The organism is Bradyrhizobium sp. 956_D2_N1_4 (assembly GCF_052076025.1).
Classification (GTDB): Bacteria; Pseudomonadota; Alphaproteobacteria; order Rhizobiales; family Xanthobacteraceae; genus Bradyrhizobium; species Bradyrhizobium barranii.
In genome coordinates this window covers 7,290,585-7,306,184 of sequence record NZ_CP197237.1, presented here as the reverse complement: position 1 = coordinate 7,306,184, position 15,600 = coordinate 7,290,585, and the positions used below count along the sequence as shown (strand labels likewise).

Annotated in this window: 13 protein-coding genes; 7 read left to right on the top strand and 6 right to left on the bottom strand. The window is 64.3% G+C overall.

Going from position 1 to position 15,600, the window contains the following annotated elements; all coding sequences use genetic code 11:
• Positions 1–106: 106 nt before the first annotated feature.
• From AB7535_RS34555 to fahA, 5 genes are all read left to right on the top strand, one after another.
• The gene (locus AB7535_RS34555; protein ID WP_354113743.1) at positions 107–1,723 is read left to right on the top strand and encodes an FAD-dependent oxidoreductase; all 1,617 of its coding nucleotides are present in this window, start codon (positions 107–109) and stop codon (positions 1,721–1,723) included.
• 8 nt (positions 1,724–1,731) lie between these two features.
• Positions 1,732–1,956, top strand: a complete 225-nt coding sequence (locus tag AB7535_RS34550) for a DUF2783 domain-containing protein (RefSeq protein ID WP_014490505.1) — start codon at positions 1,732–1,734, stop codon at positions 1,954–1,956.
• A gap of 23 nt (positions 1,957–1,979) precedes the next feature.
• On the top strand, positions 1,980–2,936 hold the full coding sequence (locus tag AB7535_RS34545) for an MBL fold metallo-hydrolase (RefSeq protein WP_354113744.1): 957 nt from the start codon (positions 1,980–1,982) through the stop codon (positions 2,934–2,936).
• A 2-nt stretch (positions 2,937–2,938) separates the two neighbouring features.
• Positions 2,939–4,285, top strand: a complete 1,347-nt coding sequence (gene hmgA / locus AB7535_RS34540; protein WP_038943436.1) for a homogentisate 1,2-dioxygenase — start codon at positions 2,939–2,941, stop codon at positions 4,283–4,285.
• 229 nt (positions 4,286–4,514) lie between these two features.
• On the top strand, positions 4,515–5,792 hold the full coding sequence (gene fahA, locus AB7535_RS34535) for a fumarylacetoacetase (protein WP_354113745.1): 1,278 nt from the start codon (positions 4,515–4,517) through the stop codon (positions 5,790–5,792).
• 116 nt (positions 5,793–5,908) lie between these two features.
• Here the strand turns inward: fahA and AB7535_RS34530 are convergent, their stop codons facing one another.
• Both AB7535_RS34530 and AB7535_RS34525 read right to left on the bottom strand, forming a co-directional pair.
• Positions 5,909–6,220: a DUF1272 domain-containing protein gene (locus AB7535_RS34530; protein WP_028149287.1), complete on the bottom strand. Its 312-nt coding sequence runs from the start codon at positions 6,218–6,220 to the stop codon at positions 5,909–5,911.
• A gap of 73 nt (positions 6,221–6,293) precedes the next feature.
• Positions 6,294–6,773: an Lrp/AsnC family transcriptional regulator gene (locus tag AB7535_RS34525; protein ID WP_038959069.1), complete on the bottom strand. Its 480-nt coding sequence runs from the start codon at positions 6,771–6,773 to the stop codon at positions 6,294–6,296.
• 119 nt (positions 6,774–6,892) lie between these two features.
• Between AB7535_RS34525 and hppD the strand changes: the two genes are divergently transcribed.
• On the top strand, positions 6,893–8,011 hold the full coding sequence (gene hppD / locus AB7535_RS34520) for a 4-hydroxyphenylpyruvate dioxygenase (RefSeq protein WP_354113746.1): 1,119 nt from the start codon (positions 6,893–6,895) through the stop codon (positions 8,009–8,011).
• 138 nt (positions 8,012–8,149) lie between these two features.
• Here hppD and AB7535_RS34515 read toward each other — a convergent pair whose 3' ends face one another.
• The 4 genes from AB7535_RS34515 to AB7535_RS34500 all read right to left on the bottom strand — a co-directional run bounded on the left by AB7535_RS34515 (position 8,150) and on the right by AB7535_RS34500 (position 13,179).
• Positions 8,150–9,256, bottom strand: a complete 1,107-nt coding sequence (locus AB7535_RS34515) for a CaiB/BaiF CoA transferase family protein (protein ID WP_354113747.1) — start codon at positions 9,254–9,256, stop codon at positions 8,150–8,152.
• 196 nt (positions 9,257–9,452) lie between these two features.
• Positions 9,453–10,253 (bottom strand): FAD binding domain-containing protein, encoded by an 801-nt coding sequence (locus AB7535_RS34510; protein WP_354113748.1) that lies wholly within the window; start codon positions 10,251–10,253, stop codon positions 9,453–9,455.
• A 13-nt stretch (positions 10,254–10,266) separates the two neighbouring features.
• Positions 10,267–12,609, bottom strand: coding sequence for a xanthine dehydrogenase family protein molybdopterin-binding subunit (locus AB7535_RS34505; RefSeq protein WP_354113749.1), 2,343 nt, complete (start codon positions 12,607–12,609; stop codon positions 10,267–10,269).
• 84 nt (positions 12,610–12,693) lie between these two features.
• Entirely contained in the window at positions 12,694–13,179 is a 486-nt protein-coding gene (locus AB7535_RS34500) for a (2Fe-2S)-binding protein (protein ID WP_085403642.1), read from the bottom strand.
• A 341-nt stretch (positions 13,180–13,520) separates the two neighbouring features.
• Between AB7535_RS34500 and AB7535_RS34495 the strand changes: the two genes are divergently transcribed.
• A complete protein-coding gene (locus tag AB7535_RS34495) occupies positions 13,521–15,560 on the top strand; it encodes a methyl-accepting chemotaxis protein (RefSeq protein WP_354113750.1) in 2,040 nt (679 codons plus the stop codon).
• Positions 15,561–15,600 lie beyond the last annotated feature (40 nt).

The following is a 15,600-nucleotide window of genomic DNA, read 5'->3' as shown; positions in this document are numbered from 1 at the left end:
AGCGCTCCGAATTCCAGTTGACGGCCGGCCGGCTCCGGTCCAAAATAGTTGCACGTGAGACTATCTAGCAGATCAGTCCTCTCTTGACCAGAGCCGAGGTTAGCGCATGGCGCAGGCCAATCCGCAGCAGGCCAAAACCCAGTTCGGCTATCGCCGCCACCCCGACCAGGATCGTCCCGGCCAGAGTGCGGCCGAGCATCCCGTGGTGGTCGTCGGCGCGGGGCCGGTGGGGCTGTCGCTTGCGATCGACCTTGCTCAGCGCGGCCAGCGCGTCGTCCTTCTGGATGATGCCGACCGGATCGGCGAAGGCTCGCGCGCGATCTGCTTCTCCAAGCGGTCGCTCGAATATTGGGACCGGCTCGGCGTCGGCGACCGCATGGTCGAGAAAGGCGTGGTGTGGAGCGTGGGCCGCATTTTTCATGGCGAGTCGCAGCTCTACCAGTTCAACCTGCTTCCGGAAGACGGTCACAAGCGGCCGGCCTTCATCAACCTCCAGCAATATTACGCCGAGGCCTATCTGGTCGATCGCATCAGTGATCTCCCTGAGATCGATCTGCGCTGGCGCAACAAGGTGACGGCGCTTGAACAGCGCAACGATTCCGTCGCGCTGACGATCGAGACGCCGGAGGGCGCCTATCGCCTGCACGCGCAATATGTCGTCGCCTGCGACGGCGCGCGCTCCTCGCTGAGGCAGATGGTCGGCGCCGAGTTCGCGGGACAGGTGTTCGAGGACCAGTTCCTGATCGCCGACGTCAAGATGACGGCGGAGTTCCCGACCGAGCGCTGGTTCTGGTTCGATCCGCCGTTTCATGCCGGGCGCTCCGCGCTGCTGCACCGGCAGCCCGACGACGTCTGGCGCATCGATCTCCAGCTCAATCGCTATGCCGATCCCGTCGTCGAGAAGAAGCCGGAGAACGTGCGGCCGCGGATCGCGCGCATGCTCGGTCACGATAAGTTCGAGTTCGAGTGGATCTCGCTCTACAAATTCCAGTGCCGGAGGATGGATCGCTTCCTCCACGGCCGGGTGATTTTTGCGGGCGATTCCGCGCATCAGGTCTCGCCCTTCGGCGCGCGCGGTGCCAATTCCGGGCTGGAGGACGCGGAGAATCTGTCCTGGAAGCTCGACCGAGTGCTGCGCGGCACCTCGCCCGCGGGCCTGCTCGAGAGCTACCATGTCGAGCGCAGCCTGGCTGCCGACGAGAACATCCGCGAATCCACCCGCTCGACGGATTTCATGGCGCCGAACTCGCATCAGGAAGCGCGGCTGCGCAAGGCGGTGCTGTCGCTGGCCAAGGAAACGGAGTTCGGCAAGCGGATGGTCAATGGCGGGCGGCTCTCGGTGCCGTGCAGCTACGACTCGCCGCTGTCATCGCCCGATGCTGAGGCGTGGCGCGGCGGACCGTTGCCCGGCGCTTCCATGCTCGACGCGCCCGTTGGCGAGCAGGCCTATCTGACCGACGCATTCCGCCGGGGTGGAACGGACTTCACCTTGCTGTCGTTCAGCAATGGCGCGGCGATCGATGCGCCCGATGGTGTGAAGGATATCCGCATCGGTGGCGAGGGCGGTCTTGCCGATCCCTCGGGCCTTGTCGCAAAGCGCTATGGCGCCGAGCCAGGTACTGCCTATCTGCTCAGGCCCGACGGCTACGTTGCGGCGCGCTTCCGCCATCCGACGCGTGCGGCGATCACGGTCGCGTTGTCGCGGGCCCAAGGCTTGAATTGAGGATTCGCATGCCGCTTTCAACCAGCTCCAACTTCGCGCGGCCCGACGATGCCTTTCGCGCCATCGTCGAGGCGCACCGCGGCTTCACCGACGAGCAGAGCGCCGATTTCGACGCGGCACTGGTCCTGATTCTCGCCAACCATATCGGCGACATCGACGTGTTGCGGGAAGCGATCGTGCTCGCGAAGCGGCGCATGACCGACGGACAGCAGCAACAACAGCAACAACAATAACCCAAAGACCTGAGGACGAATTGATGGCGAAGAACTTCGCATCCACCGGCGATCTCTCTGAAAAGAAGATCACCTTCTCCGAGATCGGCACCGATCTCTATGCCTTCACCGCGGAGGGCGATCCGAACACCGCGATCATCGTCGGTGACGACGGCTGCCTGGTGTTCGACGCGCAGTCGACGCCGGCGATGGCCAACAAGGTGATCGAGCGCGTCAAGACCGTCACCGACAAGCCGATCAAATATGTCGTGCTGTCGCACTATCACGCCGTGCGCGTGCTGGGCGCCTCCGCCTACAAGGCGCAGGGCATCGTGGCCTCGCAGGAGACCTATCGTCTGATCGAGGAGCGCGGCCAGCAGGATTGGGATTCCGAATATGGCCGCTTCCCGCGGCTGTTCCAGGATGCCGCGAGCATTCCCGGCCTGACCTGGCCGACGCTGACCTTCGAAGGCGAGATGTCGATCTATCTTGGTAAGCGCGAAGTACGCCTGATGCAGTTGGGCGCAGGCCACACCTCCGGCGACATCGTCGCCTGGGTGCCGGATGCCGAGGTCATGTTCTCCGGCGACCTCATCGAATATCACTCGGCCTGCTATTGCGGCGACGCGCATTTGCGCGAATGGCCGCCGACGCTGAACGAGATCCGCAACTTCAATCCCAAGGCGATCGCGCCGGGCCGTGGCGATGCGCTGAAGGGCACAGCCACGGTGCGCGAAGCCATCGCGATGACGCGCGACTTCGTCACCTCGCTCTATGGCGCGGCCGAGGTCTCCGTCGCCAAGGGGCGTACGCTGAAGGAATCGATGGCGGCGACGCGCGAAGTGATGGACCCGAAGTTCCACAGCTTCGCCATCTACGAGCACTGCCTGCCGTTCAACGTCTCGCGCGCCTATGACGAGGCGTCGGGAATCGACGACCCCGTGATCTGGACCGACAAGCGCGACCAGGAAATGTGGGCCGCCCTGCAAGGAGGAGGATAGTCATGAACGTCAACACCTCGCCTGATCAGATCATTCGCAGCTCGGCGCAGGTCACGCCGGGCTACATGTCCGGCTTCGGCAACAGCTTCGAGACCGAGGCGCTGCCGGGCGCGCTGCCGATCGGGCGCAACTCGCCGCAGCGCTGCGCTTACGGGCTCTACGCCGAGCAGCTTTCCGGCTCGCCATTCACCGCGCCGCGCGGCACCAATGAGCGCTCCTGGCTCTATCGCATCCGCCCCTCGGTGAAGCATTCCGGCCGCTTCGAGAAGGCCGATGCCGGCCTGTGGCGCTCGGCGCCCTGCCATGAATACGATTTGCCGATCGCGCAGCTGCGCTGGGACCCGGCGCCGATCCCGAAGGAGGACATGACCTTCCTTCAGGGCGTGCAGACCATGACGACCGCCGGCGACGTCAACACGCAGGCTGGCATGGCCGCGCATGTCTATCTCATCACCAAGTCGATGGTGGATCAGCATTTCTACAATGCCGACGGCGAACTGATGTTCGTGCTCCAGCAGGGCAATCTGCGCGTCGTCACCGAGTTCGGCCGTATCGATGCCGAGCCCGGCGAGATCGTGGTGATCCCGCGCGGCGTCAAATTCCGCGTCGAGATTCCGAACGGTCCTGCGCGCGGTTATCTCTGCGAAAATTACGGCGGCGCCTTCACGCTGCCGGAGCGCGGGCCGATCGGCGCCAATTGCCTCGCCAATGCGCGCGATTTCCTCACCCCGGTCGCGCATTACGAGGACAAGGACACGCCGACCGAACTTTACGTGAAATGGGGCGGATCGCTGTTCAAGACCACGTTGCCGCATTCGCCGATCGACGTCGTCGCTTGGCACGGCAATTACGCGCCCTACAAATACGATTTGCGCACCTTCTCTCCGGTAGGCGCGATCGGCTTCGATCATCCCGATCCTTCGATCTTCACGGTGCTGACCTCGCCGTCGGAGACCGCGGGCACCGCGAACATCGACTTCGTGATCTTCCCCGAGCGCTGGATGGTGGCCGACAACACCTTTCGCCCGCCCTGGTATCACATGAACATCATGAGCGAGTTCATGGGCCTGATCTACGGCGTCTACGATGCCAAGCCGCAGGGTTTTGTCCCGGGCGGTATCTCGCTCCACAATTGCATGCTGCCGCACGGCCCCGACCGCGATGCCTTCGAGCATGCCAGCAACGGCGAGCTGAAACCGGTGAAGCTGACCGGCACCATGGCCTTCATGTTCGAAACCCGCTACCCGCAGCGCGTGACAGCGCATGCCGCGAAGTCGTCGACGTTGCAGGACAATTACGCGGACTGCTGGACGGGCCTGGAGAAGCGGTTCGATCCGAACAAGCCGTGACGGTCTTCCCCTCTCCCCTTGTGGGAGAGGGTGGCATAGGCGGCCTCTGGCCGCCGTCTCTTAAGAACGCCGATGCTTTGCATCGGCTACGGCGTAGCGGCGAGACGGGTGAGGGGTCTGTCTCCACGGTTGAACCTCTCTCATTCGGACGCGCGGATAGAACCCCTCATCCGGCGCTTCGCGCCACCTTCTCCCACAAGGGGAGAAGGAAGAAAGGACCAGGCCGAAAGTGACAACCCATCCCAACGACCCCAGCCTCCGCTCCTTCATCGAGGTCGATCCCGCCTCCGACTTCCCGATCCAGAACCTGCCCTATGGCGTGTTCTCGACCTCGGCCAATCCGACGCCGCGCGTCGGTGTCGCGATCGGCAACTACGTGTTCGATCTCTGGGCGCTCGAGCAGGATTGCCGGCTTGATGTCGGGCCGCTCGGCGTGTTCTCCGGCCCCTCGCTCAATCCGTTCATGGCGCTCGGACCGAAGGTCTGGACGAAGACACGCGCGCGGATCAGCGAGCTGCTGCGTCACGATCATCCGGAACTGCGCGACAATGAGGAGCTGCGCAAGCAGGCCCTGGTGCCGATGCGCGATGCAAAATTGCATCTGCCGTTCGCGGTTTCCGGCTACACCGATTTCTATTCGTCGAAGGAGCACGCCACCAATGTCGGCGTGATGTTCCGCGGCAAGGACAATGCGCTGCAGCCGAACTGGCTGCACATGCCGATCGCCTATAATGGCCGCGCCTCGACCGTCGTGGTCTCCGGGACGAAGGTGAAGCGACCGCGCGGCCAGCTGAAGCCGCCGAATGTCGAGCTGCCCAGCTTCGGGCCGTGCAAGCGGCTCGATTTCGAGCTGGAGATGGGCGTCGTGGTCGGCCAGCCCTCTGCCATGGGCGGCATGCTGACCGAGCAACAGGCCGAGGAGATGATCTTCGGTTTCGTGCTGCTCAACGACTGGAGCGCGCGCGACATTCAGCAATGGGAATATGTGCCGCTCGGCCCGTTCCTGGCAAAAGCGTTCGCGACCTCGATCAGCCCGTGGGTGGTGACGCGCGAGGCGCTGGAGCCGTTCCGCCTGAAGGGACCGGAGCAGGAACCGGTGCCGCTGGATTATCTCAAGCAGGCGAAGCCGCAGAATTATGATCTCCAGCTCGACGTCTCCTTGCGCGCGGCCGGCGCCAATGCGCCCGCCGGCATCAGCCGCACCAATTTCAAATACATGTACTGGTCGTCGGTGCAGCAGCTCATGCACCACGCCTCCAGCGGTTGCGCGATGAATGTTGGCGATCTCCTTGGGTCCGGCACCATCTCCGGCCCGGAGAAGAACCAGCGCGGCAGCCTGTTGGAGATCAGCTGGAACGGCACCGAGCCGGTGGAATTGCCCGGCGGCATCAAGCGCTCATTTTTGGAAGACGGCGACAGCCTCGTCATGCGCGGCTGGTGCCAGGGCAGTAGTGGCTACCGGGTCGGGTTCGGGGAGGTCGAGGGGACGATTTTGGCGGCGGAGTGACTGCCGCACACTCGGTCTCGTAGGGTGGGCAAAGCGAAGCGTGCCCACCATGCCGATCAAAGTTGCGGAGACATGGTGGGCACGGCGCTAAGGCGCCTTTGCCCACCCTACGGGACCTACCGCCTCTCGGGCGCCACGTCCTTGATCCGCGCGCAATGCGCGGCGACATCCTCCGGGCTGTACTTCAAATGCACCCGCTTGTCGGACGGCACGTGTTTGGTGACGCACACCCCCGGCCGCCATTCCTGCGTCGGCCTGATCGGGCGCGGCGCAAAACCGCCGCCGCAATTCGGGCAGACATTGGAGAGTTTCGTCTCGACGCAATCCGCACAGAACGTGCATTCATAGGAGCAGATCCGCGCATCCGTTGCATCAGGCGGCAGGTCGCGGTCGCAATATTCGCAATTCGGTCGAAGCTGGAGGGCCATGGCTGAATCTCCGCAGATTGAGCTCATCATCGCAGACGGCGTGTGAAGCGCGAATGGCGTAGTTCCCTCGATTTCAGCCAGCCTTCAAATCCTTCAGCGGCAGGCGCGAGCTTTCCTTGAGCCTGTCGAGCACGATCGAGGAACGCACATGCGCCACGCTCTGGTGCGGCATCAGCACGTCGTTGACGAGATTGGAGAGACCCTTGAGATCGCGGAGAACCGCCTTCAGCACGTAGTCGGCGTCGCCGGTGAGTGAATAGGCCTCCTGGATCTCGTCGATCCGGTTGACCAAGGCGCGGAAGCGTTTCGAATTGTCCGGCGAGTGGGTCGCGAGCCCCACCTGGATAAAGGCGATCACACCGAAGCCCAGCGCTTCGCTGGAGAGATCGGCGTGATAGCCCGAGATCACCTTCTCCTCCTCCAGCCGCATCCGCCGCCGCGAGCATTGCGAGGCCGAGAGCCCCGCGAGATCGGCGAGCTCCTGGTTGGTGAGGCGGCCGTCATCCTGGAGCGCGCCCAGGATCTTGAGGTCGAATGCGTCTACGGAGATCATGCGTAATTTATCCATTTCATGCACGGACCGTGCATACGATAGCCAAAATGCGACCCGTTTGCACGCTCATTGCACGCCCGGTGAAGGATAGTTCATGGCAACAGCAATTGGAGAGCGCTATGGGTCCGTTTCCGCACGATGCACCGCCGGCCACCATCACCGCCGACAATCCGATGGGCACTGACGGGTTCGAGTTCGTCGAATACGCGCATCCCAATCCGGAAGAGCTACACGCGCTGTTCAAGCTGATGGGCTATGCGCCCGTCGCCCGCCACAGAAGCAAGAAGATCACCGTCTATCGCCAGGGCGACATCAACTATCTCGTCAACGAGGAGCCCGGCACCCACGGCTTCGACTTCGTCGCCGCGCACGGCCCCTGCGCGCCGTCGATGGCGTTTCGCGTGGTCGATGCGAAGGCGGCCTATGACCGTGCGATCGCGCTCGGCGCGGAGCCGGCCGACGTGTCATCGACGCAGAAGACGCTCGATGTGCTCGCGATCAAGGGCATCGGCGGCAGCCTGCTTTATTTCGTCGATCGCTACGGCGCCAAGGGCTCGGCTTATGATGCCGAGTTCGAGTGGCTGGGCGCACGCGATCCAAAGCCGGTCGGCGCCGGCCTGTTCTATCTCGATCACCTCACCCACAACGTCCATCGCGGCCGCATGGATGTGTGGACGGGCTTCTACCAAAAGCTGTTCAACTTCCGCCAGATCCGCTTCTTCGACATCGAGGGCCGCGCCTCCGGCTTGTTCTCGCGCGCGCTGACGAGCCCGGACGGCAAGATCCGGATTCCGATCAACGAGGACGCCGGCGAGTCCGGCCAGATCGAGGAATATCTCAATATCTATCGCGGCGAGGGCATCCAGCACATCGCCTGCGGCTGCCGCGATATCCACGCCACCATCGAAGGCCTGCGCGAAGCCGGCCTGCCCTTCATGCCGTCGCCGCCCGAGACCTATTTCGAGAAGATCGACGCGCGCCTGCCGAAGCACGGCGAGGACGTCGCGCGGCTCCAGACCAACGGCATCCTGATCGACGGCGAGGGCGTGGTCGACGGTGGCCAGACCAAGGTGCTGCTGCAGATCTTCTCCGCCAACGCGATCGGCCCGATCTTCTTCGAGTTCATCCAGCGCAAAGGCGACGACGGCTTTGGCGAGGGCAACTTCAAGGCCCTGTTCGAGTCGATCGAGGAGGATCAGATCCGGCGCGGCGTGTTGAAGGTGAATACGGCGGCTTAGGTCGCTGCGTTCGGGCACACTGCCGTAGGGTGGGCAAAGCGCAAGCGTGCCCACCACTTCTATCAGGATTCTGGAGAGATGGTGGGCACGGCGCTTCGCGCCTTTGCCCACCCTACGCGATCTTTGCCGGGGCTAGATCTACCTCTTCCACGCAGCCGTCACCGCACCAATCTCCGCGCCTTCCGGCTCGCGAACCGTCGACGGCGTACGCGAGAAGCGCGGCGCGGGCGCGGGCTGCTTTACGCCGTGGCGTTCGAGGAAGACGTTGCGGGCGACCATGTGCGGATGTTCGGTCGCTTCCGACATGGTCAACACCGGCGCGAAGCAGATGTCGGTGCCTTCCATGATCCTGCACCAGTCCTCGCGGGTCTTGCTCTTGAACACGGCCTTCAGCTTTTCTTTCAGCGCGGGCCAGGCCTTGGGGTTCATCTGCGCGTCGAAGTCGGCATCGGTCAGGCCCGCGTGCTCGCGCAGCAGCGCGTAGAACTGCGGCTCGATCGAGCCGATCGAGACGAAGTGACCGCAGGCACATTCATAGACGCCGTAGAAATGTGCACCGCCGTCGAGGAAGTTCTGGTTGCGCCCCTCGCTCCAGCGGCCGATCGTCTTCATGTCGAAGAAGAACGACATCAGCGAGGCCGCGCCGTCGCACATCGCGGCATCGACGACCTGACCCTTGCCGGATCTCTGCGCTTCCAAAAGGGCCGCGAGCACGCCGACGACGAGATAGAGCGCGCCGCCGCCGAAATCGCCGACCAAATTGAGCGGCGGCACCGGGGCTTCCTTGGTGCCGATCGCGGCGAGCGCGCCGGTGATCGAGATGTAATTGATGTCATGGCCGGCGGCGTTGGCGAGCGGGCCTTCCTGGCCCCAGCCGGTCATGCGGCCGTAGACGAGTTTGGGATTGCGCGCGAGCACGACGTCGGGGCCGAGCCCAAGCCGCTCCATCACGCCGGGACGAAAGCCCTCGACCAGCGCGTCGGCGCTGGCAAGCAGGTCGAGCACCTCTGCGATCGCCGCCTTGTCCTTGAGGTCGAGCTCGATCACCTTGCGGCCGCGGCCCGCGACCGACTTCATGCTCTTCTTCGCACCGACGCGATCGAGCGTGACGACATCGGCGCCCATGTCAGCCAGCATCATGCAGGCGAATGGGCCGGGTCCGATGCCGGCGAATTCGACGACACGGAAGCCCGAAAGCGGGCCGGAGGTGCGGACGGAGGAGGTGGGCGCTGGTTTATCGAGCACGTTGTTGTTTCCTCGGGTCGCCGGCGAATGCCGGTGGTCCGGCAATCGCCTTGGACGTTCCTCTTTGGGGCGAGTTAATTGGCTGATTAACTTTTCTCGCCTTCATGTCCGCGAGGCAAGCGGTTTTCATGCATGGGCGCATAATAAAAGCGGCGCGCATTGCTGCGCGCCGCGGAAGATTTGTGTTGAGGCGCTATCAGCCCGCTGCAGTCACGGCGCGCTGCGCCATCACCTTGATCAGATTGGCCCGGTACTCCGACGTGCCGTGAATGTCCGACAGCAAATTGCTCGCCGAAATGCTCACGCTGTCGATCGCCGCCGGCGACCAGTTGGCCTTCAGCGCGGCTTCGATCGCGGGCACTCGCATCACGCCGCTCTGTGACGCGCCCGTCGCAGCAACGCGGACGTCGCCCGACTTGGCCTTGGCAACGAACACGCCGGTCAGAGCGAAGCGCGAGGCCGGATGCGGGAATTTTGCGTAGCCCGCTTTGGCCGGAACCGGGAACGAGACGGCGGTGATGATCTCGCCGTCTTCAAGTGCCGTCGTGAACAGGCCCTTGAAGTAATCGTCCGCCGCAATCGAGCGCTTGTTGGTCTTGATCGTCGCGCCGAGTGCCAGCACTGCTGCTGGATAATCTGCGGCGGGGTCGTTGTTGGCGAGCGAGCCGCCGATCGTGCCGCGATAGCGCACGGCGGGATCGCCGATCAGCGACGCCAGATAGGCGAGCGCGGGGATCGCCTTCTTCGCGGCATCGCTGGTCGCGACGTCGTAATGCGGCGTCGCGGCCTTGATGGTCAGCGTGTCGCCGGAAGCCTCGACACCGATCAGCTCCTTGATCTTGCCGAGGTCGATCACGTCGGACGGGCTGGCGAGCCGCTGCTTCATGACCGGCAGCAACGTCTGGCCGCCGGCGAGGAATTTCGCCTCACTGCTCTTGCCGAACAGGGCGACGGCCTCGTCGACCGAGGAGGGGCGATGATAAGTGGTCTGGTACATCTTGTTGCTCCTCTCAGGCCGCGTGGATCGTGCGCCACACCCGGTCCGGGGTTGCGGGCATTTCCAGATTGTTCTTGCCGATCGCATCCGTGATCGCGTTGATCACGGCCGCAGAGGCGCCGATCGCGCCGGCCTCACCGCAGCCCTTGATGCCCAGGGGATTGCCCGGGCACAGCGTCGTGGTGTGGGAGAGGTTGAACGAGGGCAGGTCGTCGGCGCGCGGCATGGAGTAATCCATGAACGATGCCGTGACCGGCTGGCCGTTGGCATCGTAGATGGCGTGCTCGAGCAGCGCCTGCCCGATGCCCTGGGCGAGGCCGCCATGGACCTGTCCCTCGACGATCATCGGGTTGATCAGCCGGCCGAAATCGTCGGCCGCGACGAAGTTGACGAAAGAGGTCTTGCCGGTGCCGGGATCGACCTCAAGCTCGCAGATATAGGCGCCGGCCGGGAAGGTGAAGTTGGTCGGATCGTAGAAGGCGCTTTCCTTCAGGCCCGGCTCCATCCCGTCAGGCAGATTGTGCGCGGTGTAGGCCGCGAGCGCGACCATCGGGAAGGCGATCGCCTTGTCGGTACCGGCCACCTTGAACTCGCCGTTCTCGATGACGATGTCGCCCTCGGACGCTTCGAGCGCATGCGCTGCGATCTTCTTGGCCTTGGACTCCATCTTCTCCATGGCCTTCAGGATCGCGGTGAGACCGACGGCCGCGGAGCGCGAGCCGTAGGTGCCCATGCCGAACTGCACCTTGTCGGTGTCGCCATGGACGATCGAGACCTGGCTGATGGGAACGCCCAGGCGCTCCGCGACGAGCTGGCAGAACGTGGTCTCGTGACCCTGGCCGTGGCTGTGCGAGCCCGTCAGGATCTCGATGGTGCCGACCGGGTTGACCCGCACTTCGGCGGATTCCCATAAGCCGACGCCGGCGCCGAGGCTGCCGACCGCCTTCGACGGCGCGATGCCGCAGGCCTCGATGTAGCAGGACACACCGATGCCGCGCAGCTTGCCGTCCGCCTTCGCCTTGGCCTTGCGGGCTGCGAAGCCGGCATAGTCGATCGCCTTCATCGCCGCGTCGAGCGAGGCGTTAAAGTCGCCGGTGTCATAGGCCATGATCACGGGCGTCTGGTGCGGGAACTGGGTGATGAAGTTGCTCCGGCGCAGTGCTGCCGGATCGACCTTGAGCTGCCGCGCCGCCGTCTCCATGAGACGTTCGATCAGATAGCTCGCCTCGGGGCGGCCCGCGCCGCGATAGGCATCGACCGGCGTGGTGTTGGTGTAGACCCCGACCACCTCGGCATGGATCGCCGGGATGTTGTACTGGCCCGACAGCAGCGTCGCGTAGAGATAGGTCGGGACCGACGAGGAGAACAGCGACATGTAGGCGCCGAAATTGGCGTAGGTCTTCACCTTCAAGCCGATGATCTTGTTGTTGGCGTCGAACGCCATTTCGGCATGGGTGACGTGGTCGCGGCCATGCGCATCGGTGAGGAAGGCCTCGGTGCGGTCGCCGGTCCATTTTACCGGGCGGCCGACCTTCTTCGAGGCCCACAGCGCCACCATCTCCTCGGGATAGATGAAGATTTTTGAGCCGAAGCCGCCGCCGACGTCGGGGGCGATCACGCGCAGCTTGTGCTCGGGGGCGATATTGTAGAACGCCGAGAGCACGAGGCGGGCGACGTGCGGGTTCTGCGAGGTCGTATAGAGCGTGAAGTGCTCTTCCGCCGCGTCATAGTCGGCGATCGCCGCGCGCGGCTCCATTGCGTTCGGGGCGAGGCGGTTGTTGGTGACGTCGAGCTTCACCACATTGGCGGCCTTGGCGAAGGCGGCATCCGTCGCGCCCTCGTCGCCGATCACCCAGTCATAGACCTGGTTGCCGGGAGCTTCGGGGTGAAGCTGCGGCGCGCCGGCCTTGATCGCGGCGTGGACGTCGGCGACTGCCGGCAGTTCCTCGTACTCCACGACCACGGCTTCGGCGGCGTCGCGCGCCAGGTTCTTGCTGTCGGCGATCACGACCGCGACGGCCTGGCCGACGAAGCGCACCGTCTCGGGCGCCATCGCGGGCCATGCGCCCATCTTCATCGGGCTGCCGTCCTTGGAGGTGATGGCCCAGCCGCAGATGAGATTGCCGACCTTGTCGTCGACGATCTCCTGTCCGGTGAGGACTGCGACCACGCCGGGCATCTTCAGCGCGGCGGACGAATCGATCTTCTTCACCTTGGCGTGCGCATGCGGGCTTCTGATGAAATGGGCATGGGTCATGCCCTGCAATTTGATGTCGTCGACGTAACGGCCCTTGCCGGTAATGAAACGCTTGTCTTCCTTGCGCACGACTCGCGCGCCGATGCCTTCAACACCCATGTCTGGTCCTCCCGACCGGAATTGTCTTGACTGCGCTTTCCCTCGAAAGCAGCAGCGGTGGTTCTTTATTCGAGGCGCGCCGGTTTACTCGGCCGCCTGCGAGACCTTCATGCGCCCGGCTGCGTCCAGCACGGCTTTGACGATGTTGTGGTAGCCGGTGCAGCGGCAGATATTGCCTTCGAGCTCGTGGCGGACCGTGGGCTCGTCGAGCTCACCACCATGGCGGTGCACGATGTCGATCGCCGACATGATCATGCCCGGCGTGCAATAGCCGCATTGCAGGCCGTGATTGTCGCGGAAGGCGGCCTGCATCGGGTGCAGCTCATCGCCCTTGGCGATGCCTTCGATGGTGGTGACGCTGGCGCCGTCGGCCTGGCCGGCCAGCATGGTGCAGGATTTCACCGCCTTGCCGTCCACGTGTACGACGCAGGCGCCGCACTGGCTGGTGTCGCAGCCGACATGGGTCCCGGTGAGGTTGAGGTGATCGCGCAGGAGCTGGACCAGCAGCGTGCGGTCCTCGACGTCGACGGCAACGGCCTTGCCGTTCACCGTCAGTTTGACTGTAGACACGGAACATACCTCCCCGGATTGATTTTGATTGTTTCTAATTAGAGACCGCCGCCCCCGGACATTGCAACTAGGATTTTGGTCACGCCGGTCATGGAAAAGTCATCGATCCTGACGAGCGGGCAATGACTTGGGCCGGCGAAGCGGGTCGACCGCCGCAAAATGGTCGGCCCATGTGGGATGCCAGCCGTCATCCCATCCGGTCGGCTTTTGGCCGACAAAGCCGGAAATTGCGCAGGTGCGGCGAATTTACCGCCCTTTATCCATTCTGCCCTAGTTTTGCGCATCCGGGTCTGGAGGCGGGGCGCCTCCGGATCACGGCTGAATAGAAAATGGGGGTTGGAATGTCCGGGCGTATCGCGTCGCCGTCGAAGCGTACAATATTTCCGACCCTCCGGTTCCGCGCCAAGATTATCCTCGGCTTCGCCGCGGTGCTGGTGATCTCCGCCGGCAGCATGGCTTTCTCTTATTTCGGCTTCGAGCGGGTCTCGGCCGGGGTCGGGGCCTACCGCAGCAGCGTCACCGAGGCCGATCTCGCCCGCAACATCGACCGCGAGCTGCTCGCCTACCGCTCGGCAGTCCGTTATTTCGTCGTCACCGGCAAGGAGGACGATGCCAAGGCAGCGCTGGACGCCGAGACCGGCCTGAAGAGCGCCATCGATCAGGCGGTCAAGAGTGCCCAGAAGCCGGCGCGGCAGGAGGGCCTCAACAAGCTCGCCAAGGAATTCTCCAACTTCTCTGCGACCTTCGCAAAGGTCCTCCAGGCCAAGCGCGACAGCGCGCTGCTGGTGCAGAACCAGCTGACGCGCCAAGCCAATCTCCTGAAATACAAGCTTGACGATATCGGCAACAACGCCTCCGATTCCGAGGCGCAGTCGATCGAGTTCGGCACCAAGCAGGTCAACGCCCAGTTCCAGACCGCGAGCGCCGCAGCCACCAATTTCGTGCTGACCTCCGACCAGGCGATCGCGACCAGCGCGCTGGCGCGGCTGAAATTCGTCGAGAATTCGCTCGGCGCGGTCTATTCCATGGACGACAAGATCGTCGCCGGCCTGAAGGACGCCAAGACCATCCTCGTGGCCTATCGCGAAGCGCTGGAGAAGCTGATCGCCAACGCCAAGATGGTGGATGAGCTCGTGACCGAGATGAGCGGTTCGGCCGGCGCGATCCTGCAAGGCGCCACCGCCATGAAGGCGGACCTCGTCGCCGAACAGCAGCGGCTGGATTCGGAGTCGGAAGCGACCATCGGACGGACCGAGCAACTGGTGCTGATGCTGGCCGTCGGCGGCACGCTGCTCGGCGCGATCCTCGCTTTCCTGCTCGGCACCGGCATCTCGCGTCCGATGATCGCGATGTGCAAGGCGATGCGCGAGCTCGCGTCGGGCAATTTCGACGTCGTGCTGCCGGGCCTCGGCCGCAAGGACGAGATCGGCGAGATGGCCGGCGCGGTCGAGGAATTCAAGGTTCAGGCCGTGGCCAAGGCCGAGCGCGACGCCGCCGCCAGCGAAGCCCAGAACAAGGAACTGGCCACCGCACGCCGTTCCGAGCTGATTCGCTTCGCCGATGACTTTGAAAGCGCGGTCGGTGCTATCGTGTCGAACGTGTCGGCTTCCGCCGTGCAGCTCGAATCGGCGGCTTCCACGCTGACCCGAACCGCCGAAACCACGCAGACCCTGTCGAGCCAGGTTGCCGGCGTGTCCGAGCAGGCCTCCAGCAACATGCAGTCGGTCGCAACCGCGACCGAAGAGCTTTCGGCCTCCGTCGAGGAGATCGGCCGCCAGGTCCGCGATTCCAGCCGTATCGCGGAAGCTGCGGTGGTCCAGGCCAAGGAAACCGACGGCCGGATCGGCGAGCTGTCGCACGCCGCCCAGCAGATCGGCGAGGTGGTCAAGCTGATCACGGCGATCGCCGAGCAGACCAACCTTCTGGCGCTCAACGCCACCATCGAGGCGGCGCGCGCGGGCGAGGCCGGCCGCGGCTTTGCCGTGGTCGCCAGCGAAGTGAAGTCACTGGCCAGCCAGACCGCGAAGGCCACCGACGAGATTTCCTCGCACATCGCGGGCATGCAGGGTGCGACCGCCGAATCGGTCGCCGCGATCAAGGAGATCGGCGCCACCATCGGCAAGATTTCGTCGATCTCGACGTCGATCGCGAGCGCCGTGGAAGAGCAGGGCGCCGCGACGCAGGAGATTGCCCGCAGCGTCCAGACGGTCGCGCAGGGCACCCAGACCGCCGCCACCGACATCGGCCAGGTCAACCGTGGCGCCGCCGAAACCGGCTCGGCCTCGGAGGAGGTCCTGAATTCGGCCAAAACCCTGTCCAGCGAAAGCACCCGCCTGCGCGCCGAGCTCGATCGCTTCATGGGGAATATCCGGGCGGCGTAAGGGGCGCTGCGTCTGAGGCCCTCGTTGTCGCTCCACTCTC

Bases quoted from the DNA above. Each gene is read 5' to 3' on its own strand.
- hmgA (WP_038943436.1), top strand. From the start codon at position 2,939: ATGAACGTCAACACCTCGCCTGATCAGATCATTCGCAGCTCGGCGCAG.
- AB7535_RS34545 (WP_354113744.1), top strand. From the start codon at position 1,980: ATGGCGAAGAACTTCGCATCCACCGGCGATCTCTCTGAAAAGAAGATC.
- AB7535_RS34530 (WP_028149287.1), bottom strand. From the start codon at position 6,220: ATGGCCCTCCAGCTTCGACCGAATTGCGAATATTGCGACCGCGACCTG.
- AB7535_RS34495 (WP_354113750.1), top strand. From the start codon at position 13,521: ATGTCCGGGCGTATCGCGTCGCCGTCGAAGCGTACAATATTTCCGACC.
- AB7535_RS34555 (WP_354113743.1), top strand. From the start codon at position 107: ATGGCGCAGGCCAATCCGCAGCAGGCCAAAACCCAGTTCGGCTATCGC.
- hppD (WP_354113746.1), top strand. From the start codon at position 6,893: ATGGGTCCGTTTCCGCACGATGCACCGCCGGCCACCATCACCGCCGAC.
- AB7535_RS34550 (WP_014490505.1), top strand. From the start codon at position 1,732: ATGCCGCTTTCAACCAGCTCCAACTTCGCGCGGCCCGACGATGCCTTT.
- AB7535_RS34510 (WP_354113748.1), bottom strand. From the start codon at position 10,253: ATGTACCAGACCACTTATCATCGCCCCTCCTCGGTCGACGAGGCCGTC.
- AB7535_RS34505 (WP_354113749.1), bottom strand. From the start codon at position 12,609: ATGGGTGTTGAAGGCATCGGCGCGCGAGTCGTGCGCAAGGAAGACAAG.
- AB7535_RS34525 (WP_038959069.1), bottom strand. From the start codon at position 6,773: ATGATCTCCGTAGACGCATTCGACCTCAAGATCCTGGGCGCGCTCCAG.